General features: G+C 69.0%; 23 protein-coding genes. 7 read left to right on the top strand and 16 right to left on the bottom strand.

The features are described from left to right. Positions 1-8 precede the first annotated feature (8 nt). Together AC07PA_RS08170 and AC07PA_RS08165 are read right to left on the bottom strand one after the other, a co-directional pair. A complete protein-coding gene (locus AC07PA_RS08170) occupies positions 9-1490 on the bottom strand; it encodes an AMP nucleosidase (RefSeq protein WP_145694797.1) in 1482 nt (493 codons plus the stop codon). Positions 1491-1599: 109 nt separating this feature from the next. After that, positions 1600-3681, bottom strand: a complete 2082-nt coding sequence (locus tag AC07PA_RS08165) for a putative bifunctional diguanylate cyclase/phosphodiesterase (RefSeq protein WP_494608403.1) — start codon at positions 3679-3681, stop codon at positions 1600-1602. Positions 3682-3804: 123 nt separating this feature from the next. Here AC07PA_RS08165 and dbpA point away from each other — a divergent pair, with 123 nt between their 5' ends. After that, the gene (gene dbpA / locus AC07PA_RS08160; RefSeq protein ID WP_494608402.1) at positions 3805-5208 is read left to right on the top strand and encodes an ATP-dependent RNA helicase DbpA; all 1404 of its coding nucleotides are present in this window, start codon (positions 3805-3807) and stop codon (positions 5206-5208) included. Here the strand turns inward: dbpA and AC07PA_RS08155 are convergent. The 4 genes from AC07PA_RS08155 to AC07PA_RS08140 all read right to left on the bottom strand — a co-directional run bounded on the left by AC07PA_RS08155 (position 5198) and on the right by AC07PA_RS08140 (position 8725). Next, positions 5198-5914: an ankyrin repeat domain-containing protein gene (locus AC07PA_RS08155; RefSeq protein ID WP_494608401.1), complete on the bottom strand. Its 717-nt coding sequence runs from the start codon at positions 5912-5914 to the stop codon at positions 5198-5200. The genes dbpA and AC07PA_RS08155 overlap by 11 nt on opposite strands. Positions 5915-5942: 28 nt before the next feature. Further along, a complete protein-coding gene (locus AC07PA_RS08150) occupies positions 5943-6434 on the bottom strand; it encodes a GlcG/HbpS family heme-binding protein (RefSeq protein ID WP_007860970.1) in 492 nt (163 codons plus the stop codon). 117 nt (positions 6435-6551) lie between these two features. Continuing rightward, positions 6552-7184 carry a response regulator transcription factor gene (locus AC07PA_RS08145; protein ID WP_494608400.1) on the bottom strand — a complete coding sequence of 211 codons (633 nt, stop codon included), beginning with the start codon at positions 7182-7184 and terminating at the stop codon, positions 6552-6554. After that, positions 7181-8725: a sensor histidine kinase gene (locus tag AC07PA_RS08140; protein WP_494608399.1), complete on the bottom strand. Its 1545-nt coding sequence runs from the start codon at positions 8723-8725 to the stop codon at positions 7181-7183. Before AC07PA_RS08140 ends, AC07PA_RS08145 begins: the two co-directional genes overlap by 4 nt. A gap of 56 nt (positions 8726-8781) precedes the next feature. Here AC07PA_RS08140 and AC07PA_RS08135 point away from each other — a divergent pair, with 56 nt between their 5' ends. After that, positions 8782-9726 (top strand): cation diffusion facilitator family transporter, encoded by a 945-nt coding sequence (locus tag AC07PA_RS08135; RefSeq protein WP_494608398.1) that lies wholly within the window; start codon positions 8782-8784, stop codon positions 9724-9726. Then, a complete protein-coding gene (gene dtd, locus AC07PA_RS08130; RefSeq protein WP_494608397.1) occupies positions 9723-10172 on the top strand; it encodes a D-aminoacyl-tRNA deacylase in 450 nt (149 codons plus the stop codon). Before AC07PA_RS08135 ends, dtd begins: the two co-directional genes overlap by 4 nt. Before the next feature lie 6 nt (positions 10173-10178). On the opposite strand, the gene AC07PA_RS08125 is transcribed toward dtd, so the two are convergent. From AC07PA_RS08125 to AC07PA_RS08100, 6 genes are all read right to left on the bottom strand, one after another. Continuing rightward, positions 10179-10547 (bottom strand): response regulator, encoded by a 369-nt coding sequence (locus AC07PA_RS08125; RefSeq protein WP_145694789.1) that lies wholly within the window; start codon positions 10545-10547, stop codon positions 10179-10181. A 27-nt stretch (positions 10548-10574) separates the two neighbouring features. Next, the gene (locus AC07PA_RS08120; RefSeq protein ID WP_494608396.1) at positions 10575-11129 is read right to left on the bottom strand and encodes a hypothetical protein; all 555 of its coding nucleotides are present in this window, start codon (positions 11127-11129) and stop codon (positions 10575-10577) included. 10 nt (positions 11130-11139) lie between these two features. Further along, entirely contained in the window at positions 11140-11853 is a 714-nt protein-coding gene (locus AC07PA_RS08115; RefSeq protein ID WP_494608395.1) for a methyl-accepting chemotaxis protein, read from the bottom strand. Then, the gene (locus AC07PA_RS08110) at positions 11850-14219 is read right to left on the bottom strand and encodes an ATP-binding protein (RefSeq protein ID WP_494608394.1); all 2370 of its coding nucleotides are present in this window, start codon (positions 14217-14219) and stop codon (positions 11850-11852) included. The genes AC07PA_RS08115 and AC07PA_RS08110 overlap by 4 nt, the downstream gene beginning before the upstream one ends. A gap of 149 nt (positions 14220-14368) precedes the next feature. After that, positions 14369-15244, bottom strand: a complete 876-nt coding sequence (locus tag AC07PA_RS08105) for an AEC family transporter (RefSeq protein ID WP_494608393.1) — start codon at positions 15242-15244, stop codon at positions 14369-14371. Between the two features lie 60 nt (positions 15245-15304). Continuing rightward, entirely contained in the window at positions 15305-16045 is a 741-nt protein-coding gene (locus AC07PA_RS08100; protein WP_494608392.1) for a sulfite exporter TauE/SafE family protein, read from the bottom strand. A gap of 273 nt (positions 16046-16318) precedes the next feature. Between AC07PA_RS08100 and AC07PA_RS08095 the strand changes: the two genes are divergently transcribed. After that, a complete protein-coding gene (locus tag AC07PA_RS08095) occupies positions 16319-16906 on the top strand; it encodes a histidine phosphatase family protein (protein ID WP_494608391.1) in 588 nt (195 codons plus the stop codon). Here AC07PA_RS08095 and ybeY read toward each other — a convergent pair. Further along, entirely contained in the window at positions 16903-17400 is a 498-nt protein-coding gene (gene ybeY / locus AC07PA_RS08090) for an rRNA maturation RNase YbeY (protein ID WP_494608390.1), read from the bottom strand. The genes AC07PA_RS08095 and ybeY overlap by 4 nt on opposite strands. 31 nt (positions 17401-17431) lie before the next feature. Beyond that, positions 17432-18388, bottom strand: coding sequence for a PhoH family protein (locus AC07PA_RS08085; RefSeq protein WP_494608389.1), 957 nt, complete (start codon positions 18386-18388; stop codon positions 17432-17434). An 82-nt stretch (positions 18389-18470) separates the two neighbouring features. Here AC07PA_RS08085 and ruvA point away from each other — a divergent pair, with 82 nt between their 5' ends. Further along, positions 18471-19046, top strand: coding sequence for a Holliday junction branch migration protein RuvA (ruvA, locus tag AC07PA_RS08080; protein ID WP_494608388.1), 576 nt, complete (start codon positions 18471-18473; stop codon positions 19044-19046). On the opposite strand, the gene AC07PA_RS08075 is transcribed toward ruvA, so the two are convergent. Further along, the gene (locus AC07PA_RS08075) at positions 19047-20189 is read right to left on the bottom strand and encodes a carbonic anhydrase family protein (RefSeq protein ID WP_494608387.1); all 1143 of its coding nucleotides are present in this window, start codon (positions 20187-20189) and stop codon (positions 19047-19049) included. A gap of 115 nt (positions 20190-20304) precedes the next feature. Between AC07PA_RS08075 and ruvB the strand changes: the two genes are divergently transcribed. Both ruvB and AC07PA_RS08065 read left to right on the top strand, forming a co-directional pair. Next, complete coding sequence (gene ruvB / locus AC07PA_RS08070; RefSeq protein WP_007849548.1) at positions 20305-21369, top strand: Holliday junction branch migration DNA helicase RuvB; 1065 nt, start codon at positions 20305-20307, stop codon at positions 21367-21369. 23 nt (positions 21370-21392) lie between these two features. Continuing rightward, entirely contained in the window at positions 21393-22301 is a 909-nt protein-coding gene (locus tag AC07PA_RS08065; protein ID WP_494608386.1) for a hypothetical protein, read from the top strand. Here AC07PA_RS08065 and AC07PA_RS08060 read toward each other — a convergent pair. Continuing rightward, on the bottom strand, positions 22234-24048 hold the full coding sequence (locus AC07PA_RS08060) for a lysoplasmalogenase family protein (RefSeq protein ID WP_494608385.1): 1815 nt from the start codon (positions 24046-24048) through the stop codon (positions 22234-22236). The genes AC07PA_RS08065 and AC07PA_RS08060 overlap by 68 nt on opposite strands. Between the last annotated feature and the right edge of the window lie 19 nt (positions 24049-24067).

Here is a 24067-nt window from a genome sequence, read left to right as displayed (position 1 = left end):
GGGGAGATTTACTGGAACGCCACCTCGGCAAAGCTGCGCAGCTTGCGGCTGTGCAGGCGGTGGATGCCGCCTTCGCGCAGGATCTCGATGGCGCGCATGCCGATGCGCAGATGCTGGTCCACCCGCTCGCGGTAGAAGTGGTTGGCCATGCCGGGCAGCTTGATCTCGCCGTGCAGCGGCTTGTCGCTCACGCACAGCAGGGTGCCGTAGGGCACGCGGAAGCGAAAGCCGTTGGCCGCGATGGTGGCGCTTTCCATGTCCAGCGCCACGGCGCGGCTCTGGCTGAAGCGGCGCTGGGGCATGTTGTCGGGCAGAAGCTCCCAGTTGCGGTTGTCGGTGCTGGCCACCGTGCCGGTGCGCATGATGCGCTTGAGGTCGGCCTCGGCGATCTGCGTGACGTCGGCCACGGCCTGCTCCAGCGCCACCTGGATCTCGGCCAGCGCCGGGATGGGGACCCACAGCGGCAGTTCCTCGTCGAGCACATGGTCCTCGCGCACGTAGGCATGCGCCAGCACGTAGTCGCCCAGCTGCTGGCTGTTGCGCAGGCCCGCGCAGTGGCCCAGCATCATCCAGGCGTGCGGGCGCAGCACGGCGATGTGGTCGGTGATGGTCTTGGCATTGGCCGGGCCCACGCCGATGTTGACCATGGTGATGCCACTGCGGTCCTTGCGCACCAGGTGGTAGGCGGGCATCTGCGGCAGGCGCGGCGGGGCCACGCCCAGGGCGTCGGCCTCGGCGGCCGGCAGGCCGGTGCGGCGCGTGATCACGTTGCCGGGTTCGATGAAGGCCGCGTACTCGCTGTCGGGCTTGGCCATCTCGGCATGGCCCAGGCGCACGAACTCGTCGATGTAGAACTGGTAGTTGGTGAACAGCACGAAGTTTTGGAACCACTCGGGTGCCGTGCCCGTGTAGTGGCGCAGGCGGTGCAGCGAGTAGTCCACGCGCGGCGCGGTGAACAGCGACAGCGGCTGGGCCTCGCCCGCGCGCGGCGCCCAGGTGCCATTGGCGATGCCGTCGTCCATGGCCGCCAGGTCGGGCAGGTCGAACACGTCGCGCATCAGCATGCGGCGCTCCTGTGTCAGCGTGCCCTCGATGTGGTCGTGCTCGGCGAACGAGAAGTGGATCGGGATGGGCTGGGCGCTGGTGCCCACCTCCAGTTCCACGTTGTGGCTCTTGCGCAGCAGGCGGAACTGCTCGGCGTAGTAGTCGCCGAACAGGTCCGGGCGGGTCAGCGTGGTCTCGTAGCGGCCGGGGCCTTCCACGAAGCCGTAGGCCAGCTTGGTATCGGCACGCGCGACCGTGGCGGTGTGGATGCGCACGAAGGGGTAGAAGGCCCGCACATGCCCCCCCGGCGTCTCACCGGACACGAACTGGTGCATGGCCTCGCGCAGGTGGCCGATCTGCTGCTGGTAGATGCGCTGCACCTGGGCCAGGGCCTCGGCGGGGTCGGTGTGGCGGGTCGGAGCGATGAAGTCGGGAATGAGGGGCATGGCCCTATTGTCCACATGCGGCGGGGGGCTGGCATGACAGCCACTTGCCGCGCATCAGAAATTCGTGGGAAAGCCCCCCGATCGGCCCTTGGCGGCGCCGGGCAGGCGTTCAGGCCGCCGTCCGCGTGGAGTGCGCAAGGAGCCACTGGCGGATGGCGGGGGCGTCCATGGGCACCGAGATCAGGTGCCCCTGGGCTAGGTCGCAGTCCAGGCTGCGCAGCAGGGCCATCTGTTCGGCGGTTTCCACCCCTTCAGCCACGGTCTGGAGCTGCAGGCTGCGGCCCATCTGCACGATGGCGGTGACGATGGCCACGTCATCGGCGCTGCCCGGGGTGTCCATCACGAAGGACCGGTCGATCTTGAGCTTGTCGATCGGGTAGCGCTTGAGGTAGGCCAGCGACGAGTAGCCGGTGCCGAAGTCGTCGATGGAAATGCCCACGCCCAGGTCCTTGAGGGCCTGCAGCGTACCGAGCACCTGGCCGGTCTGGTGCATCAGCACCGATTCGGTCAACTCGATCTCCAGGTACTGCGGCGCCAGGCCCGTGGCCTCCAGGGCGGCGGCGATCTCGCCGGCCACGTCGCGCTGGCGGAACTCCAGCGCTGACAGGTTGACGGCCACCGGCACCAGGGCCAGGCCCTCGTCCTGCCAGGCCTTGAGCTGGCGGCAGGCTTCGTGCAGCACCCAGCGGCCGATCGGTGTGATCAGCCCGCGCGACTCGGCAAAGGTGATGAAGTCGCTGGGCCCCACCAGGCCGCGCACCGGGTGGCGCCAGCGCACCAGGGCCTCGAAGCCCCGCAGCGCACCGTCCTTCAGGCAGATCTGCGGCTGGTAGTGCAGCACGAAGGCGTTGTCCGCGATGGCCTCGCGCAGCAGGCGCTCCTGCTGCAGCACCTCCATGGCGCGCAGGTCCATGCCGGGCTGGTAGAACTGCCGGTTGCCGCGGCCACTGTCCTTGGCCTGCTGCATGGCCGCGTCGGCACAGCGCAGCAGCGCATCGCCGCTGGCCCCGTCGTCCGGGAACAGGCTGATGCCGATGGACGGCGACATGGTCAGCGGCAGGTGGCCCACCGTGAAGACGGTGCGCATGGCCTGCAGCACGGCGTCGGCGACCTGGGCCGCATCATCGGGCGCATGGATGCCGGTGAGCACCAGCACGAACTCGTCGCTGCCCAAGCGGGCCACCATGTCGGCTTCTCCCACGCAGTGGCGCAGCCGGTCGGCCACCTCGCGCAGCAACTGGTCGCCCGCGTGGTGTCCGAGCGAATCGTTCACGGTCTTGAAATGGTCCAGGTTCACGAACAGCACAGCCAACCGGCCCTGGCGGCGGGCCAGCGTCTGGGACAACCGGTCCATCAGGTGGCGCCGGTTGGGCAGTTGCGTGAGTGAGTCGTGCAGGGCATTGAAGGCCTCGCGCTCCTGCGCCTGCTTGCGCGCCGTGATGTCGCGCACCACCACGATGCGGTAGTCCGCATGGTGGAAGGGCATGGTCTTGCCCACCACCTCCACCGGAATGGCGTGGCCGTCCTTGTGGCGGATGGTGACCTCGTAAGGGTCCTCGCGGCCGCTGCGTGTGTAGTCGAGCGCCACGGCGCGCCATTCGGGGCTGATGAAGTTGAAGATGGACAGGCCCACCACCTCGTGCAGCGCGTAGCCGGTGAGCCGGTACAAGGCCTCGTTGCCGTCGGAGATCAGCCCGTCGCGGTGGAACACGATGGCTTCGTCCGTCGCCTCGGTGAACTTGCGCATGCGCTCTTCGCTCTCGCGCACCGAGCGTTCGGCACGCCAGCGCTCGGTGATGTCGGTGATCAGCACGAAGGATCCGACCTGCCGGAGCTTTTGCGCATCCTCGAAATGCGGAATGAGATTCACCTCGATCATGCGCGACTCGCCATTGGGCAGGGTCTGCTCGCGCGCATACTTGACGTGCTCGCCCCGGCTGGAGCGCTCCACATGGGGCTGTATGGCCTGCCAAGCCTTGTCGCCGATGGCTTCCTGCACCGTGAGGCCGAGGATGGATTCGGTGGAATGGCCGTTGTAGGCCGCGTAGCCCTGGTTGGCGAACAGGCAGCGCAGACCGGGCAGGTCGAAATAGGCCATCAGCGCGGGCACGGAGTCCGCGATCAGGCGCAACAGCAGGTCGCTGGAGCGGCCTTGCTCGGCGGTGCTGGCTGCGTTGATCGTTTCTGGCATGTACCACCCGGTTCCTGCACTGTCTTCGTTATAGCCGATTCATCCGGCGCTGGCGCAGGTAGTTGCACCTATGCTGCGCGGCATCAAATAGGGCATTTGCGGCCCTCCCCGGATAATCCCCCCATGACCTCCAAAGAAAACCAAGCCGCCACCGATTTCAGTGCGCTGGCCCTCAGCCCCGCCACGCTGGCCAATCTGCAGCAGCTGGGCTACACGCAGATGACCCCCATCCAGGCGGCCAGCCTGCCGCCCGCCCTGCTGGGCAAGGACCTGATCGCCCAGGCCAGCACCGGCAGCGGCAAGACGGCGGCCTTCGCCCTGGCCCTGCTGGCCAACCTCAACCCGCGCCGCTTTGCCGTGCAGTCGCTGGTGCTGTGCCCCACGCGCGAGCTGGCCGACCAGGTGACCACCGAAATCCGCCGCCTGGCGCGGGCCGAAGAGAACATCAAGGTCGTGACCCTGTGCGGCGGCGTGCCGCTGCGCGGCCAGACCGTGAGCCTGGAGCACGGCGCCCACATCGTGGTCGGCACGCCCGGCCGGGTGATGGACCACCTGGAGCGGCAGAACTTCTCCCTGGAGGCGCTCAACACCCTGGTGCTCGACGAGGCCGACCGCATGCTGGACATGGGTTTCTTCGACGACATCGCCACCGTGGCGCGCCAGTGCCCCAAGGAGCGCCAGACGCTGCTGTTCTCGGCCACCTACCCCGAGGGCATCGCCAAGCTCAGCCAGCAGTTCATGAAGGCGCCCGAGCAGATCACGGTGCAGGCCCAGCATGCCGAAGGCAAGATCGAACAGCGCTGGTACGAGGTGAAGAACTCCGAGCGGCTGCACGCCGTCTCGCAGATCCTCGACCATTTTCGGCCCGAATCCTCGCTGGCCTTTTGCAACACCAAGCAGCAGTGCCGCGACCTGGTCGCCGTGCTGCAGGCCCAGGGCTTCAGCGCCCTGGCGCTCTACGGTGAGCTCGAGCAGCGCGAGCGCGACCAGGTGCTGGTGCAGTTCGCCAACCGCAGCTGCTCGGTGCTCGTCGCCACCGACGTGGCCGCGCGCGGCCTCGACATCGCCAATCTGGCGGCCGTGATCAATGTGGACGTGACGCCCGACCCCGAGGTGCACATCCACCGCATCGGCCGCACCGGCCGGGGTGATGCCGAGGGCCTGGCGCTCAACCTGGCGAGCATGGACGAGATGGGCAGCGTGGGCAAGATCGAGCAGCTGCAGGGCCGCGAATCGCGCTGGTACCCGCTGGCCGAGCTCACACCCACGGGCAGCGGGCCGCTGGTGCCCCCCATGGCCACCATCCAGATCATCGGTGGGCGCAAGGAAAAGATCCGCGCCGGCGACGTGCTGGGCGCGCTCACCGGCGACATGGGCTACACCCGCGAACAGATCGGCAAGATCAACGTCAACGAGTTTTCCACCTACGTGGCGGTGGACCGGGCCATCGCCCGTCAGGCGGCAGACCGCCTCAACAGCGGCCGGGTCAAGGGCAAGGCCGTCAAGGCCAGGCTCGTTACCGACTGAGCATTTGCACCATGGCATCGTAGCCCCGCTGGCGCGCCAGTTGCAGCGGCGTGTTGCCCTGCCGGTCGGTCAGTGCCTGGCTGGCGCCGGCCTTGACGAGGGCCTTGAGCGTGGCCTGGTGGCGCGGCCCGCCGTTGCCCAGCACGATGGACTCGATCAATGCCGTCCAGTGCAGGTTGTTCACATGGTCCAGCGGGGCGCCGGCCGCGATCAGCTGGCGCACCACGCCATCGTGGCCCAGGTGGGCGGCGGCGATCAGGGCCGTGCCGTCGTAGCGGCTGGTCACCTGTTTGGCACTGGCGCCCAGCGAGAGCAGCAGGGCCAGGGTGTCCTCGTCGTCCGCCACGGCGGCGATCGTCACGGCGTCGTAGCGGTCGTTCTCCAGCAGGTCCAGCCCGGCGCCGGCCTTGGCCAGCACGCGGATGGCCTCGCGCTGGCGGGCAAAGGTGGCCACGTGCAGGGGCGTGCGCCCATGGGCGTCGCGAGCATTGACCTGGGCGGCGCCGGCTCCTGCAAGCAGGCGCTGCAGGGCGGCACTGTCACCTTGGGCCGCCGCCGCGTGCACACCCTGGTAGGCGGCGATGTCCGTCGGGCTGGGCGGCACCTGGGCCTGGGCCGGCTGCAGCGCAGCGCAGGCCAGGGTTGCGGCGATGGCGCACAGCGCACGCGCCGTGCTCGCGAATGAAGGGGCGGTGCGGTGGGCCATGGCTTTGTCTCCGTCGGTTGCCTGAGGCTTACTTGAGCTGGTCCTGAACCTTGGCGATGCCGGCCACAGCGCATTGCTCGTCCAGGTGGCCGCCGGGCGCACCGCCCACGCCCACGGCGCCGATCACTTCGTTGCCCACCTTCACCGGCACGCCGCCGCCCAGCAGCAGATAGCCGGGGATGTTGACCAGGTTGGCGGCTGCGGGGTTCTTCTGCGCACCTTCCATCATGGCCAGCGTGGTGTTCTTGGCCGAGGCCGAGGTGTAGGCCTTCAGGCGGCTGGCTTCCAGGGTGTGCGGGCCGGCGTTGTCGGCGCGGTACACGGCGCGCACGGTGCCGGCGCGGTCCACCACGGTGGCGGTCACGGCATAGCCGTTGGCGGTGCAGGTGGCCACGGTCTGGGCGGCGATCTGCGTGGCCAGGTCCAGCGAGATGTTCTTTTCTGTGCGCACGCCTTCGGCACTGGCAGCGGTGGCGACGAAAGCGAGGGCGATGGCGGCGGTCTTGAAGTGGCGTTGCATGGTGTGTTCTCCGGTGGTGTGGAAGGCCGGCCTGGCAGGGTGTCGGGCCGTGGGAGAACTGTAAAAAATGCGGGCCGCCGGCACCATTCGTGCGGCTACGCGCGCGCCTCCGTAGAATTACGGAGCGCTGTCCACCAGCGCGGCGTAGCGCCGTATCAGCTGCGCCAGCGACTCGGTGCCGAGCTTGGCAAACAGGTTGGCGCGGTGGGTTTCCACCGTGCGCGGCGAGAGTTCCAGCGCGCGGCCGATCTCCTTGTTGGTCAGGCCCTCGACGATCAGGCCCAGCACCTCCCGCTCGCGTGCCGATAGCTGGGCGTGGCGCTCGCGGGCCTGCTGGTCGGCCTGGTGGCGCTCGCGTGAGCGCACGTGCTGGCGCACGGCGTTCTGCAAGGCTTCGAGCAGCACCTCGTCGTCCACCGGCTTTTCGAGGAACTCGGCGGCCCCGGCCTTGAAGGCGCGGCGGCACATGTCCACCGTGCCATGGCCGGTGAGCATGATCACCGGCTGGTCCACGCCCTGCGCCAGCAGCTGCTCCAGCAGGGCCAGCCCGCTGGTGCCGGGCATGCGCACGTCGAGCACGATGGCGCCGATGCCGGCACGGTCGAAGCCCGCGGCAAAGGCCAGCGGGTCGGCCCAGGCCTGCACGCGCAGGCCCACGGTGCCGATCAGCAGGGACAGGCCCTCTCGCACGGCGGCATCGTCGTCCACCAGTTGGATCAGCGGGGACAGGGGCGTGGCAAGGTCGGTCATGGAAGCACGGGGGTGTGGAGGGGGGCAGCCGGGTGCGCCGCCGCGGGCGCCTGCGCCGTGACCGGCAGCACCAGCACGAAGGCCGCGCCCCGGCCGGCCGCGGGCGCCAGCCACAGCTGCGCACCCATGGCCTGGGCCAGGCTTTCGCACAGCGTGAGCCCCAGGCCCAGGCCCCCTTCGCGCGTGGTGTAGAAGGGCTCGAACAGGCGCTCGCGCGCCTCGGCGGGTATGCCCGGGCCATGGTCGCGCACGGTCAGCGCCACCTGTCCCGTGTCCTGCCGGGCCAGGTGCAGCTCCAGCCGGCGCTCGCCTGCCGGCACCTGCTCCATGGCCTGCAGGGCATTCATCACCAGGTTGTGCACGATCTGCTGCAGGGCCACGGGCTCTGCCAGCACCGCGGGCAGGTCGGGTTCGGCGGCCAGGTCCAGCGCCACGCCGCGCTGCTTGAGCTCGGGCTCCACCAGGTGCAGCACGTCCTGCACGGCGGCCGGCAGGGCCAGCGGCTGGGCCTGCCCGGCCAGGTCGGGGCGCTCCACCAGGCGGCGCAGCCGGCCCACCACGGCCGATGCGCGGCGTGCCTGTTCCACGGCGCGGCCCATGGCGTCGAAGGCGGTGTCCAGGTCGGGCGGCGATTCGCCCAGCAGGCGCTTGGCGGCCTGGGTGCTGGCCAGCAGGGCCGTGAGGGGCTGGTTGAGCTCGTGCGCCATGCCGGCGGCCAGCTCGCCCAGGGTGTTGAGCCGGGCCACCTGGCCCAGGCGCAGCAGCTCCTCGGCCCGCTGGCGCGCCACGCGCTGGCGCCACCAGGCCAGCGCACCGGCCCAGAGGGCGGCCGTGAGCACGCACCAGCCCAGCATGGTCCACCAGGGCAGCTCGGCCGGGGTCACGGTGCGTTCGGCCACCACGTCCAGGGGCTGGCTCGGCGATGCCAGCAGCTTGTGCACGTTGAAGTGCCAGCCCATGCGGTCGAGGCGGCGCCCCGGCTGCACCACGAAGGACTGGCCGGCCCGGTCCAGCGCCACGCGCACCGGGCTGGTCACCGGGTTCATCGGCCATTCCTCCAGCGGCACGGTCGCCGCCAGGTCGATCTGCAGGGCATAGCTGGCCGGCGTGCCTGCCAGCACCAGGTGGTAGCGACCGGCGGCCAGGTCGGCCAGGGCCATCTCGGCGCGGCCGGAGCGGCGCGACGCGGCCTCGGCCGCATCGAGCGCGGCCTTCTGCGCGGCAGGCCAGGCACCGCCGGCCGGGCGCTGCAGCACGGCCAGGATCTGGGGGTAGACCGAGGGCAGGCGCGGCAGGGTCGAGGCGGCAGCCGTGTCGGCCACGGCGCCGGGCACCGGGGGCTGCAGCAGCGCCAGCGTGGCCATCACGGCGTCGTGCTGCACCACGCGCTGGCTCAGCAGCCGGTGCACGATGCGCGCGTCCGTGTCGAAGGCCGCACGCAACTGCTCCACGCGCGCATGCGCCAGCCAGCCGGCACCGGCGGCGGCCACAAGGGCCCACAACAGCAATCCTGCGAGGCGGTGATGCCATGCCTTGGTCATGGGGCGGATTCTGGCACGTGTGGGGTCTGGTGTAATCGGGCACCGCCCCACTCGCCATGCCTGCTGCCGCTCCCTCTCTCCATCCCTGGTTCACGCCACGCAACCTGCTCTGGGCGTCGGTGGGCGTGGCGCTGGTCACCATCGCGCTCAAGACGGCCGCCTGGTACGTGACCGGCTCGGTCGGCCTGCTGTCGGATGCCATGGAGTCCTTCGTCAACCTGGCCAGCGCGGTCTTCGCGCTGGCCATGGTCACCATTGCCCAGCTGCCGGCGGACGAGAACCACCCCTACGGCCACCACAAGGCCGAGTACTTCTCCTCGGGCTTCGAGGGCATCCTCATCGTCGGCGTGTCGCTGGGCATCCTCTGGGCTGCCGGGCACCGCTTGTTCGCGCCGCAGCCCATCGAGCAGGTAGGCTGGGGCCTGGCGCTCTCGGTGGCGAGTTCGGTCCTCAACGGCGTGCTGGCCTGGCTCATGCTGCGCTCATCGCGCGTGCACCAGTCGATCGCGCTGGAGGCCGATGCGCGGCACCTCTTCACCGACGTCTGGACCTCGGCCGGCGTGCTCGTGGGCATCGCGGGCGCGGCGATCACGGGCTGGCTCTGGCTCGATGCCGTGGCCGCCATCGCGGTGGCGCTCAATATCCTGCGCGAGGGGGTGTCGCTGGTCTGGCGGTCCTCGCAGGGCCTGATGGACGAAGCGGTGGAGCCCGAGGTCCAGGCCACCATCGAGGCCACGCTGCGGCAATTCGTGGTGGCCCAGGCGCCTGGTGCCCTGCGCTTCGACCATGTCTCCACGCGGCGCGCGGGCCAGCGCCAGTTCGTCGGCCTGCACCTGCATGTGCCCGGCAGCTGGACGCTGGGCCAGGCGGCCCAGCTGCGCGGCCAGGTGGAACAGGCACTGGTGTCTGCCGTGCCCGGCCTGCGTGCCACCATCGAGTTGCTGCCCACCGACGTGGAAGCCCTTTTCCATGAACCCGAACCCAAGGAAGTGACGACGTGATCAGTGTGATTCAGCGTGTGCGCGAGGCGCGCGTGGACGTGGAGGGCCAGACCGTGGGCGCCATCGGCCACGGCCTGCTGGTGCTGGTGTGTGCCGAGCGCGGCGATACCGAAGCCGAGGTCGACAAACTGCTGGCCAAGCTGCTCAAGCTGCGCATCTTCGGCGACGATGCCGGCAAGATGAACCGCAGCGTTCAGGATGTGGCGGGCGGCCTGCTGCTGGTGAGCCAGTTCACATTGGCCGCCGACACCACGGGTGGCAACCGCCCGAGCTTCACCCAGGCCGCCGCGCCCGACGAAGGCCGCCGCCTGTTCGACTACGTGGTGCAGCAGGCGCGTGCCCTGCACCCGGTGGTGGCCACCGGCCGCTTCGCGACCGAGATGCAGGTGCACCTCGTCAACGACGGGCCGATCACCATACCGCTGCGCATCGCGCCTGCGCAGTAGGCAGGATCAGGCGGCAACGAGCTTCTGGAACGAGCCGAGCACGGCCGGGCCATTGAACGGCTTGACGATCCAGCCACGGATGCCGGCGGCCTTGCCGCGCTCCTTCATGGCGGGCGAATTCTCGGTGGTCAGCATCACGATGTTGACGCCGGTGTTCTTGAGCTCGCTGCGCACCTTCTCGGCCATGGTCAGGCCGTCCATGTGGGGCATGTTCACGTCGCAGACCACGAGCTTGATGCGTGAATCCTGTTGCAGCTTGGTCAGGCCGTCACGGCCGTCCACCGCGAAGGCGATGTCGAAGCCGTTCTTGCCCAGGAAGCCGCCGACTTCGTTGCGCACGGTGCTGGAGTCGTCGACGACGAGGATGTTGGCCATGGTGGTGTCCTTGAGAAGAGAAAGAAGTCAGAAGAATTCCAGCTCGCCCGCGATCTCCTGCACCTCGGGCGCCCGCCAGTGGAAGTCCAGGGGGGTGTAGGCCCGGGCGCACAGCGTGGCGTACAGCGGCAGGCCGGGGAGCATGTCGATCTCGAAATGCTGCAGGTGGTCGGTGCCGATCTGCGCCATGTGCGGCAGGCTGCGGATGTCCAGGATCTGCGGGGTCGACAGGCCCAGGCAGTCGTGGAAGGCGCCCAGCTCGCGGTTCAGCGCGCCGCAGCACATGTTGCCGATCTCGCAGATGGCGTCGATGAACTGCTGCGGACCCAGTTCACTCTCGTCCTGCCCGGTCACTCCTGCAATCCATTCGCGCGTGCGCGCATCGTGAACGAAGTGCAGCGCCGCGATGATGCGAAACGAGTAGGAGGCGATCGACAGCACCGCCATGTGCGTGAGCGACCCCTGCGCCACCTCCGGCACGGTGCGGATCTGCGCTTGCGGCTGCTGCTGCGCCATGCTCTGGCGCAGGCCCTCGATCATCATCCGGTCCAGGCTGTCCCTGGCGCGTTGGCTCACGGTCATGGGCTCGGCATCAGGCGCACAGGGCGGCCTGGATCTTGCGGTTGGTCAGCTCCAGGCCCATGGACGCATTGATGATCATCTTGCCGCCCGCTTGCATGTCCTGGAAGGTGGTGGTGGCGATCAGGTCGTTCTTGTAGAGGTTGTCCCGGTAGTGCTTGGCCAAGGCCTCGGCGTTGACCGACAGGGCGCGCATTTCATTGGCCACCACGGCGAATCCACGGCCTGCGGCGCCTGCACGCGCCGCCTCGATCGAGGCGTTGAGTGCCACGATCACCATCTGGCGCACGATGCGTGCGAACTCGTCGTTCTTCTCGTGCATGTCCTTGTTGTGGGCCACCAGCTTGCTCATGTCGGCATGCCAGCGCTCGAAGGTCTTGCTGATGCCCTGCAACTCGGCCAGGGCCTTGGCCAGGGTCTGGCTGTGGCCCATGGCACCTTGCACCACGGCCTGCGCCTGCTGGCCGGCACTGTGCTCGATCAGGCGCTGCTCCTGCGCCCACTGCCCGGTGGCTTCCAGCATCTGGGCCTGGGCCTGATGCAGCGCGTCGTGCAGCAGATCGACCTGGGACTGGAGGCGGGCGTTCTCGCTCTCCACCTCCCATTGCGCATCCCTGCCGACGTCCTCGGTCTGCAAGGCTGCCTTGCGCAGCGTGCGGCCACACAGCCACCAGCCGGCCACGGCGCCCAGGGCGCAGCCGCACAGAAGAATCAGTGTCTCCATCATTGCGCTTCCTTCTCGGCGCGCTCGGCCGGGGCGCGGTGTGCCACGCCGTACTGGGCGGGCAGGTGGATCACGGTCTGGAAGGGTGCGTGGCCCGCAGAAGCCCCGCCCTGCAGGAGTTCCAGCGCGATGCTGCCACCCACGGATTCGATGAAGGCCTTCACTGCGTCCATGCCCACGCCGCGTCCCGAGATGGCAGTCACCTCGCTGGCCGTGGAGAAGCCGGGCGCAAAGATCAGCTGCGCCGTCTCGGCTGGCGCCAGGGCGCTGTCTTCCGGCACCAGGCCCGATGCGATGGCCTTGGCGCGGATGCGGTCCAGGTTCAGGCCCCGTCCGTCATCGGACAGCCGCAGCGTGATCTGGCCACCCGCCTGGCGCAGGGCGATCTCGATCCTGCCCTGGGACGGCTTGCCGTGCGCGGCGCGTTCCTGCGCGGCTTCGATGCCATGGTCGAGCGCATTGCGCAGCAGGTGCATGAAGGTGTTGCGCAGCACGTCGGTCACCTGGGCGCGCAGCGCGACGCCGCCATCGGTGATGACGACCCTGGGCGCTTCCTTGCCGAGCTCCTGCGCCAGGTCGGGCAGCGAGGCCACCACCGTCTCCAGCACGTCGTGCAGTGTGTGCGTGCCCAGCAGTTGCAGGGCATGCTGCACCTGTTCCAGCAGGGCGCGCGTGGCATGCAGGTCGCTGCTGTCGTGCAAGGCACTGCCCGCCGCTTGCAGCAGTTCGTCGATGCGCTCGCGCGGCACCATCAGGTACTTCTCCACGCTGCCGCGGCGCCCCGGGCCCTTGCGGCCCAGTTTGGTGTCGTTGATGTGCGCGTAGGTCTCCAGCGATGCACGCACCGCCTGCAGCTCGGCACCCAGCGCTGCGCCGTCCCAGCCCGACAGCTCCTGTCGCAGTGCGTCGTAGCGCTGCTCGGCCGCGTGTGCCACGTCGGCCAGCTTCAGCAGGCCATAGGTCCGGGCATTGCCCTTGATGGTGTGCATGTTGCGAAACAGCTCTGCCACGGCAGCTGCGCGGGCCGCTGCATCGGTGGCCGCACCATCCAGCAGGCGCTGGTTGTGCAGCACGAAGGAGGCCGAGCTGTCCACGAAGTCGTGGAACTTCTCCTGCTGCACGGCGAGCACCTCGCCGATCATCGCCAGCTCCTGCTTCTGTGCCTGGGCGGCGCGTGCCAGCTCGCGCAGTTCGGTCACGTCGCGCACGCACAGCATCAGCCGCTCGATGCTGCCGTCGGCCGAGGCGATGGGCGACCAGGTGAGGTCCAGCACCTTGGATTCGCCGCCTGCGAACCTCGCGCTCACCTCGCCGGGCAGCAGGTGGGCATTGAACTCGAAGTTCATTTCGTCTTCGCCGATGCAGGCGTCGATGGCAGTGGTGGCCTGCGCCAGCGCATCGGCGCCCAGGTCGGTGTGGTTCAGCAGCACATCGCCCACGCTGCGCCCGGCAATCTCGCGGGTCTCGACGATGCTGGCCAGGTGGTCCGAGTACTCGGGGTGGACCACACCGCCGGCCTGCAGCGTCAGGATGCCCTGCGGGATGGTGTGCAGCATGACCTGGATGTCGGCCGTCTTGCGGCGCACGAGTTCGGTGCTTTCCTGGATCTTTTCCACCATCAGGTTGAAGGCCGTGAGCGAACGCCCGATCTCGTCCATGCGCGCCACGGGCACGCGGTGCGAGAAGTCCTGGCTGGTGGCGATCTCGGTCATCTTGCGCTCCATCTCGCCGATGGGGCGCACGATCTGGCGGTACAGCAGCAGGCCGATGCCGCCCATGGCCAGGACGGCGAGGACCGTGATGGCGCTCAGCGTCGTCGTGGTCTGGGTCAGGTTGGCGTTCAGCGAGGCAATGGCCTGGTCCTTGCCGCGGCGCTTTTCCACCTGCACGGCCTCGATCATCTGGCCCTGCTCGCGCAGGTACTGGTCCACGGTGGCGGCCATGGTGGCCTCGGCGGCTTCCTGCTGGCCTGCCAGCTTGAACTTGGCGGTGTCGTCGATGGCCTGGAAGTAGTTCTCCAGGCTCATCTCGGCCTCCTTGATCAGGCCGCGCTGGGCATCGCTGTCGGCCTGGCGCATCTGCGAAGCCAGGGCTTGCTTGAGTTCGCTCTTGCGCGAGCTCAAGGCCTCATAGGTGGTCTTGGCGCTCTCTTCATCGGGCGCGGACACCATGGCCATCGTGGCGATGTGCACGTCCTTGAGCTGGCCCATCATCTCCACCGACTGGATGGTGCTGGGCACGACCCCTTCGGTCACGGCCTTCACCTGCTGGGCGCCACGGGACGACTGGTAGAGCGCATAGCCACCGATGGCGCACAGCGCCAGGAAGGTGAGGACGATGAGCAGGGTGATGCGCAGGCGAACGGTCATGGGAGGGACTGGCTGCTGAACCAATGTAACAATTTGATTCAACTGTCGGCGCTGCGCGTTGCGCCTTCATGACAGTGCCCCCGGGGAGCCGAGGGGCAAGGTGCATCCGCCGTGTGCAAGGCCTGCGTTTCGTGCCTGAACCCAGGTCGCTACTGCAGCGTGAATGCCAGTGCGATGGGAAGGAACACCAGGGCGCCCAGATTGCCGATGAGCACCATCGAGGCCACCTTGTCCGGCTCCTGCCGGTATCGCTCGGCGAGGATGAAGTTGATCACTGCAGGTGGCAGGGCTCCGAACACCAGCAGCAAGCCCTGCTCGCGCGACGCCAGGCCCATGCCCCAGGCCACGGCCCAGGCGATCGCCATGCCGGCCACCGGGCGCAGCACGGCACCGAAGAGGCCGAAGCCGATGGATTGGATGCGCGAGTCCGCCATGCGCACCCCCAACGCGAACAGCATCAGCGGGATGGAGATGTCGCCCACCATGCGGATGGCCGTGAGCAGAGGGGGCCACAGCTCCCACCCCGCCAGGCCCACCACCAGCCCCGCGATGGCCGCGAGGTTGGGGGGAGATGCCCACACCGTGCGCAGTCGTGCCTGGTGGTCCAACAGCCAGATGCCGAAAGAGAACTGCAGCGCGTTGGAGACGATGAACATCGCCACCGCCGGGGCCAGCGCGTCCTGGCCAAAGGCCAGCACCGCCAGCGGCAGGCCCAGGTTGCCGCAGTTGTTGAACATCATCGGCGGCACCAGCGTCTTGGGGTCCCAACGCAGTGCGCGCGCCACCAGCCATCCCACCACGCCGGTGCCTACCATCAGCAACAGCGTGGCCGCCAGCAGCGAGAGGTGGTCCTGGGCGCGGAAATCCTTGCTGGCGATGGCCCCGAACACCAGGGCCGGCGCGAACACCGCCAGGTTGAGTTCGTTGGTCGTGCTCAGGTTGGGCTTCAGGCGCCGCCCGACGGCATAGCCCAGGGTGGCAATGGCGAACAGCGGGAACAGGATGGAGAGGATGCGCAGCAGCATGGATACGTGAAGAAAAGCCCTTTGAGCTTAAGGCACTGGTGCCCTGCCGGTGCCCCGTGTTCACTGCCGCCAGAAGAACACACCTGCCATCACCAGCCCTGTGGCCACAATGCCGCCGCGCAGCCACTGTGCGGGAATGTGCCGTGCCACGCGCGCCCCGCCATAGCCCCCGGCCGTGGCGGCGAGCATCATCACCAGGGCCTGAGGCCACAGCACCATGCCGCCAGCGGCATAGATGGCCACGGCAATCGCCGTGAGCAACGCCGAGACCCAGTTCTTGAGCCCGTTCATGGCATGCAGATTCGTCTGTCCCAGCAGCCCGAACAGCGCCAGCAGAAGAATACCCAGGCCGCCGTTGAAGTAGCCGCCGTAAGCCGCCACGGCCAGCACACCCGCTACGGCCTTGGGGATGGAGGGCGCACCACCCGCCAGGCGCTGCCGCAGCCAGGGGCCGAAGGCGAACAGCGCGGTGGCGGCCAGCAGCAGCCAGGGCACCACGCGGCGGAAGGTGGCCTCGGGCGTCACCAGCAGCAGGGCCGCGCCGGCGGCTCCGCCAGCCAGGGACAGCGCCACCAGCAGCCGCATCGACAGGCCCGGCGGCGGGGCCGTGTCTTCGCGAAAGCCCCAGGCCCCCGCCAGGTAGCCCGGCAGCAGCGCCACGGTGCCTGTGGCATTGGCCACCACGGGCGGCACACCCGTGAACACCAGGGCTGGCAGGGTCAGGAAGCTGCCGCCCCCGGCAACGGCGTTGAGGGCGCCGGCCACGAAGGCGGCGGTGAGCAGCAGGGCGGTTTCGAACATGGGGCTTTCACATCGTGGAGAAGCCGGTCTGGGGCCGGCGCGCCGCGCATCTTAGGTGCGGGCGGCAGGCTTTTTGGGGCGACGGTGCCTTCCAATGCGGACCGGCTTGGGCCGTGCCCGCTGGGAAATAAGGCCGGGAGGGCGCGCCAGTGCTGGGAGTGGCGATGCCATGGCGCATGGCCGTGCCTGCACTGGGTAAAAGGTGTTTTGCGTTAAAAACAGCGCTGGCCGGGCATCGCCTGCGCCACCCGGCCCCCTTTTTGCCAAGAGTCCATGCGCACCATCCATTTCATCAGCCACCCCGACGTGGTGATCAGCCCCCAGATGCCGATCACGCGCTGGCCCCTGTCCGGGCGCGGGCGGGCGCGCATGGCAGCGGCCCTGTCGCAGCCCTGGGTGCCTGACGTCTCGGCCGTGTACTGCAGTACCGAGCAAAAAGCCATCGATGGCGCGGCCATCCTGGCGGCCCACTGCGAACTGGCGTTCACGCCGATGGCCGAACTGGGCGAGAACGACCGCTCCGCCACCGGCTACCTGCCCCTGGCGGAATTCGAGTCCGTGGCCGATGTGTTCTTTGCGCAGCCGGGCGAATCGGTGCGCGGCTGGGAAACGGCCGCCGATGCGCAGGCCCGGATCGTTGCGGCCGTGGCCACCATCGCGGCCATGGACACCACGACGGGCGACATTGCCATCGTCTCGCACGGGGCAGTCGGTTCCTTGCTGTACTGCCATCTCACGGGCCATCCCATCTCGCGGCGCTGGGACCAGCCCGCCAATGGTGGTGGCAATTACTTCACTGTCCAGTGGGGTGCGCAGCAACGCGCACTGTCGTGGTGGCAGCCGGTGGACGCAGCTTCCTAGCGCTTGCGCGCCTTCGCCTTGTGGGGTGCGACGGGCTTGGCATCGTAGGGATCGGCAAAGCCCAGCTCCTGAAGGATGGCCGTCTCGTAGGCCTCCATCTCGTCGGCATCGGCCGCGCTGGTCTCGTGGTCCCAGCCCTGGGCGTGCAGCGCGCCGTGCACCAGCATGTGGGCGTAGTGCTCTTCCAGGCTCTTGTTCTGCTCCTTCGCCTCGCGCTCGATCACCGGGGCGCACAGCACCAGGTCGGCCGTGACCACGGGCTCCTGCGTGTAGTCGAAAGTCAGCACATTGGTCGCATAGTCCTTGTGGCGGTAGTCCTGGTTGAGCTGGCGGCCCTCCTCGGCGTCGACGATGCGCACGGTGATCTCGGCATCGGTGGCCAGGGCATGGCGTATCCAGCGCGTGACCTTGTGGCGCGGCAGCACAGCGCGGTGCGCGGCGACGCCGTCGAAACGGCCGAACTGCAGCGACAGGGAGAGTTGGTTCAAGGGCATGGGGCGGGCTTTTCCTCTGGTGTCTGCCGGATCACGCGCGGGTGCGTGCAGCCGCGGCTCGGCGGGGCGCGTCGTAGGCGTCCACGATGCGCGCCACGAGCGGGTGGCGCACCACGTCGGCGCTGGTGAAGTGGGTGACGGCGATGCCCTTGACGCGCTTGAGCACGCGCTCGGCATCGACCAGGCCGCTCATCGCGCCCTTGGGCAGGTCGATCTGGCTCACGTCCCCGGTGACCACGGCGCGCGAGCCGAAGCCGATGCGGGTGAGGAACATCTTCATCTGCTCGGGCGTGGTGTTCTGGGCTTCGTCCAGGATCACGAAGGCGTTGTTCAGCGTGCGCCCGCGCATGAAGGCCAGTGGCGCGATCTCGATGGCGTTGCGCTCGAAGGCCTTTTGCACCTTGTCGTTGCCCATCAGCTCATAGAGCGCGTCGTACAGCGGGCGCAGGTAGGGGTCCACCTTCTGCGCCAGGTCGCCGGGCAGAAAGCCCAGGCGCTCGCCGGCTTCCACCGCCGGGCGGGTCAGCACGATGCGCTGTACGTTGCTGCGCTCCAGCGCATCCACCGCGCAGGCCACGGCCAGGTAGGTCTTGCCGGTACCGGCCGGGCCGATGCCGAAGGTGATGTCGTGCGTGGCGATGTTCTGCAGGTACAGGTTCTGCGTGGGCGTGCGCCCGCGCAGGTCGGGGCGGCGCGTGTTGAGCACGATGGCGTCGTCCGGTGCCTCCAGCAGCTCGCTGTCCCCCGCCAGCATGAGCTGGATGTGGTCCTCGGGGATCGGGCGCTCGGCCATCTCGTACAGGGCCTGCAGCAGCTCCATGGCCTGGGTGGCCTTGGCCTTGGGGCCGTCCACCTTGAACTGTTCGTGCCGGTGCGCAATGCTCACCTGCAGCGCCACCTCGATGGTGCGCAGGTGCGCATCGGCCGGGCCGCACAGGTGCGTGAGCCGGGTGTTGTTGTGGGGAGTGAAGGTGTGGCGCAGGATCACGCTGATAATTCCCGTCAGGCAATGGAAAAGAACGCAAGAGCGACGGCGCTGCTTGTCACGCCAGCGACGGCAAAGGACATCAATGATAGGCAAATTGACCGGCACCCTGCTGGAGAAGAATCCCCCCGAGGTGCTTTTGGACTGCCACGGGGTGGGCTACGAGGTGAATGTGCCCATGAGCACCTTCTACAACCTGCCCTCGGTGGGGGAGCGCGTGAGCCTGCTCACGCAGTTCATCGTGCGCGAAGATGCGCAGCTGCTGTACGGCTTTGCCACGGCCGAGGAGCGCCAGGCCTTTCGCGAGCTGATCAAGATCTCGGGCGTGGGCCCGCGCACGGCGCTGTCCATCCTGAGCGGCATGGGCGTGGGCGACCTGGCCCAGGCCATCACGCTGCAGGAGGCGGGGCGCCTAGTCAAGGTGCCCGGCATCGGCAAGAAGACCGCCGAGCGCCTGCTGCTGGAGCTCAAGGGCAAGCTGGGTGCCGACATGGGTGGCGCGTACAGCCACGCCGCCAGCGACGCGCAGGCCGACATCCTGCAGGCGCTGCTGGCCCTGGGTTACAACGACAAGGAAGCGGCCGCCGCATTGAAGGCGCTGCCGGCCGACGTGGGCGTGAGCGACGGCATCAAGCTGGCGCTCAAATCGCTGGCCAAATAGTTACTGGGCTTCGCGTACCAGGCGGCCGTTGGTGGCCTGCACGGGGCGCGCGTTGGGGGGCGACACGCGCTGCAGCAGGCGCAGCTGTTCGAGCCCCACACTCACCGGGGTCTTCATCACGATGCGCAGCACGCCCTCGGTGCAGGGTGGGGTGCTCAGGGAGCCTGCGTACTGGTAGTAGCGCCGGTCCTGCGGCAGCAGCTCGCCCACGGAGAGCACCGGCTGCGGCAGGCGCACGCGGTCCTGTGCGTCCAGCGGCATGTGGGTCCAGATGCGGGTGATGAAGGCATTGGGGCTGCCCAACTGCATGGGCACGCTCACCACGGCCATCTGGCCGCTCGGGCCCTGGTACACCAGTTCGGTGGCCATGGGGTAGTTCTGCAGGTGCACACGCTCCTCCGCCGGGTGGCGGAACTGCAGGCGCACCAGGCGCCAGGGGGCTCCGCGCAGGGGCAGGATGCTGGCGCCTTCCACCTCCAGCGCCAGGCCGTGCCCGGTGTCCCCTACCGTGCCGCCGAAGAACTGGTTGCCGAAGGGCAAGGGGTCGGCCGGGCCGAGCGCCACGTCCTGGTTCGTGATGTGGATCGGCGATTGCCGCGTGCCCTGGCTGCAGGCCGCGAAGTCGGGGTGCAGGCCGCCCCAGGCCACGGGACCCCTGTCGCCGCTGCCATGGTCCCAGCGCACCGTGCGCGGGTCGGCGGGTGGTGGCGGTGGTGCTGTCGGCGCGGCGGCGGCCAGCTCGGCCGCCCGCGTCTGGATGTAGCGGCGGCTGGCGCCAGGGTCCTGCAGGGCTGGCCGGGGCGGTGCGGGATGGGGCGCTTCGGCCTTGGCCGGCTTGTGCGGGCGTTCCGGTGGTATGCGCACTTCCACGCTGGGCAGCGGCTCGGCCTTCCTGCGCGCGCCCGGCGTGGCGGGGGCGTCATTCCTGGCCTTGGCGCGCTGGATGGCCTCGTCGATCCGGGTGGCCAGGGTGGCCTTGTCCTGCGGGTTCTCGATGCGGATGGTGCCGCTGGCGGCCCGGGAAGGCGGGGGCGGCGTGGTCTGGGCGGTCGCGTCAAAGGCGGCGCCGCCGCAGATGGCCAGCGCGGCCAGCAGGGGCAGCTGCCTTGGCAGGCGGGTGGGCGCGGGCATCATCTGTTTCATGGTGTGCGTCATGTATCGGCACAGTACCCACTTACTTTACCCCTGCGGCGTCGCCCGGGCGATATAGTTCCTGTCGGCCCGCCCGCGCGGGCATTCGACCCCGGACAAAACCACCGTGACCATCCAGACCGACGACTTTGCCCCCGTACCGCCGCCCAAGCGCGTAGTGTCCGCCGCGCCCGCCTCCCCGCAGGAAGAGGCCATCGAGCGCGCCCTGCGCCCCAAGCTGCTGCAGGAGTACGTGGGCCAGGCCAAGGCGCGCGAGCAGCTGGAGATCTTCATCGGCGCGGCGCGCAAGCGCGGGGAGGCGCTGGACCACGTGCTGCTGTTCGGCCCACCCGGCCTGGGCAAGACCACGCTGAGCCACATCATCGCGGCCGAGCTCGGGGTGAACCTGCGCCAGACCAGCGGCCCGGTGCTCGAAAAGCCCAAGGACCTGGCCGCGCTGCTGACCAACCTGGAAAAGAACGACGTCCTTTTCATCGACGAGATCCACCGCCTGTCGCCCGTGGTCGAGGAAATCCTCTACCCCGCGCTGGAGGACTACCAGATCGACATCATGATCGGCGAAGGGCCGGCGGCGCGCAGCATCAAGCTCGACCTGCAGCCCTTCACCCTGGTGGGGGCCACCACGCGCGCCGGCATGCTCACCAACCCGCTGCGCGACCGCTTCGGCATCGTTGCGCGGCTGGAGTTCTACACCGCGCAGGAGCTGGCGCGCATCGTGCAGCGCAGCGCTGGCCTGCTCAATGCGCCCATGGACGAGGCCGGCGGCTTCGAGATCGCGCGCCGTTCGCGCGGCACGCCGCGCATCGCCAACCGCCTGCTGCGCCGCGTGCGCGACTATGCCGATGTCAAGGGTGATGGCCGCATCACCCTCGATATCGCCAACCGCGCCCTGGCCATGCTCGACGTGGACCCACAGGGCTTCGACGTGATGGACCGCAAGCTGCTCGAGGCCGTGGTGCACCGCTTTGACGGCGGCCCCGTGGGCCTGGACAACATTGCCGCCAGCATCGGTGAGGAGGCGGGCACCATCGAGGACGTGATCGAGCCCTACCTGATCCAGCAGGGCTTCTTGCAGCGCACCACGCGCGGCCGCGTGGCCACGCTGGCCGCCTACCGGCACCTGGGCGTGACGCCGCCCAAGACCGGCGGGCAGGACCTGTTCGAAAGCTGAAGACAGGCGGGGGCTGTTCGTCCATGGCACGCTCCAGCAAACGCCGCAAGCAACTGCGCGAAAGCGCCACCAAGGCGGCGCCCGTGCGCCGGAGCCCTGGGATGCCCTGGACGCCGGCCTTGCGGGCCCTGTGGGATGCCCTCGCGCCTGGGCGCAGGTTCGTTGGTTCCTGCGGCCTGGCCCTGGTCGTGGGCACCATGCTGCTCTACGGATTGGGCGGGGTGGTCTATGGCCAGCTCACGGTGTTCATGTTCGAGGGCTTCGAGGACCTGCCCGGCTGGGTGGCTGTGGGGGGCACGGCCAGCGCGTGGTGCCTGGCGGCAGCGTGGTCCAGCTACCTGGCGGGGCGCCACTGGCCCGCCATGGCGTCCGAGCGTTGCCAACGCTGGCGGCTAAGGGCCTACGCGGCCACGGCCGTGCTGGCGGGTATCACCTTGCTGCTGTGGCTGCTGAGCGCGCCGGGCATGTGGGGCGCCCTGGGGGCCTGGCCCGGGTTGGCGCCGCAATCCGAGTGGCTGCTGGCCCCGCTGCCCTGGGCGTGGGAATGGGTGCTGCCGCTCGCGCGCGATGACCTGCAGCCCTGGTGGACGGGCACGGCCGTGGTGGTGGGCGGTCTGTCGGCATGGTTCGTCTTCGTGGGGCGCCGACCGCGCGCCGGGCTGGCCTGCATGGGCCTGGCGCTGATGTTCGTCGGCCTGTGGGCGCTGGGCGGCGCGGTCTACCACTACGTGGCGGGCCGGGGGCTCGCCGGGGTGCTCGAAGAGGTGGCGGCGCTGAACCTGCAGTCCCACCCGGGCCAGCGCAATGCCGATACCTTCCTGTGGTTGCTGATGGCCTGGTTCCTGCTGGCGCTGGGGGCCTTGCTCATGGCCTGGGCGTCGCATATCCCGTCGGCGGCACTGCAGCGCTTGCAGCAGGACCTTCCTCGCTGACCGGGTTGCGGCGGGGGCCGCCGGCCCCGTCCAGCATGCCGGCCACGATCAGCACCTGCGCGATGTAGTAGGTGGCCAGCACCCACAGCTGGGCCAGCGGCAGGGGCTGCACAAAGCGGTTGGTGGCCAGCGTGGCATCGCTGAGCATGAAGAAGCCCGCGCCGATGGCGACCAGCCAGGCCCCGCGCCCGCCGAGCACGGAGGCACGGCCGATGGCCTGGGCGGCCATGAGCGCGATCACCAGCACATAGGCCGCCACGGGCCCGCGCAGGGCCACCGGCAGGCCGCCGAGCCACAGGAAGGCATACATGCCCACGCCGATGGCCAGCGTGGCCAGCAGCGCGCCGCGCCGCTCGAACCACGGCACGCCCTTGCGGAACAGCACGATGTAGCACAGGTGGGCGAGCAGAAAGCTCACCAGCCCGGGGATGAAGAAGCCGCCGAACATCAGGAACACATCGCCCGCGAGCGAGCCGGCCAGCGCAGCGATGAGCCAGCGGCCCTCGGCCCGGTCGAGTCCGCCACCCGGGACGGCTGCGCGCAGATGCCCGGCGACCACGGCGATGGCGATCACCATGGTCAGCGGCTTGAAGAGCCAGTGCCATTCCTGCAGCCCGAGCACGCTGGTGGCCGTGGCCAGCGCCGCCGATTCGATCACGAGCGCCATCCCCATGCCGATGCGCCCCTGTACCGCTGCACCCAGTGCCCACTGCGTGGCCAGCAGCGTGGTGAACCAGACCGCGTTGTCCACCAGCGGCGCTGTATCGGCCTGCCACAGAAAGGCGGCCACGCCTGCCAGCATGAGTGCGAACTGCACGCCCGCAAACCATTGCAGCGCGCGCGACATGGGCGGGTGGTACAGCGGCACCTGGGCGATGTCGAAGGCCGGCTTGGGGAAACGCTCGGCCACGTCGGCCGGGCGCCAGCCCGGGGGCTTGATCCAGACCCGGAGCTTGTCGAGCCAGCTGCGCGCATGCCAGCTGTCGTGCGCCAGGCCCGCGTACACCTGGGCATTGGCCCACAGCGGGTCCCAGCTGTTGAGCAGGCCACGCGTGCCGTAGACGCACTTCTCCCGGTCATCCTCGTCCTTGAAGGTGCCGAACATCCGGTCCCACAGGACCAGGATGCCGCCGTAGTTCTTGTCCAGGTAGACGTCGTTCACCGCATGGTGCACGCGGTGGTTGCTGGGGCTGCAGAACCAGCGGTCGAACCATCCCAGGCGCCCCACCTGCTCGGTGTGCACCCAGAACTGGTAGAGCAGGTCCACCAGCGCCACGATGGCAAACACCAGCGGCGGCACGCCCGCCAATGCCATGGGTACATAGAACACCCAGCCCAGCAGCGCACCGGAGCTGGTTTGGCGCAGCGCGGTCGAGAGGTTGTAGTCCTGGCTCTGGTGGTGCACCGCGTGCGCGGCCCAGAGCACGGCCGATTCGTGGCCCATGCGGTGCAGCCAGTAGTAGCAGAAGTCGTAGAACACCAGGGCCAGCAGCCAGCCCGGCACACTCAGCCAGAAGGCATCATTGCGCCACAACGCCACATGCTCGAACACGGCGGTGTAGATGCCGATGCGCAACAGCCGGGTGAACACCGCGCTGGTCTGGCTCAGCATCCCGAGGCTGATGCTGCTGATGGCATCGGCCATGCGGTAGGTCACGCGCTGGCGCTTGTAGCCCACCGCCAGTTCTATGGCGATCAGAACGAAGAAGACGGGTGTGGCAAGGACGATGATCTGGCTGGGGCTCATGGGGCGAATGCAGGGTTTC

This window comes from Acidovorax sp. GW821-FHT09B03 (assembly GCF_059418305.1).
Note: the sequence above shows the minus strand (reverse complement) of the source record. Positions and strands in the feature narration are given on the sequence as shown.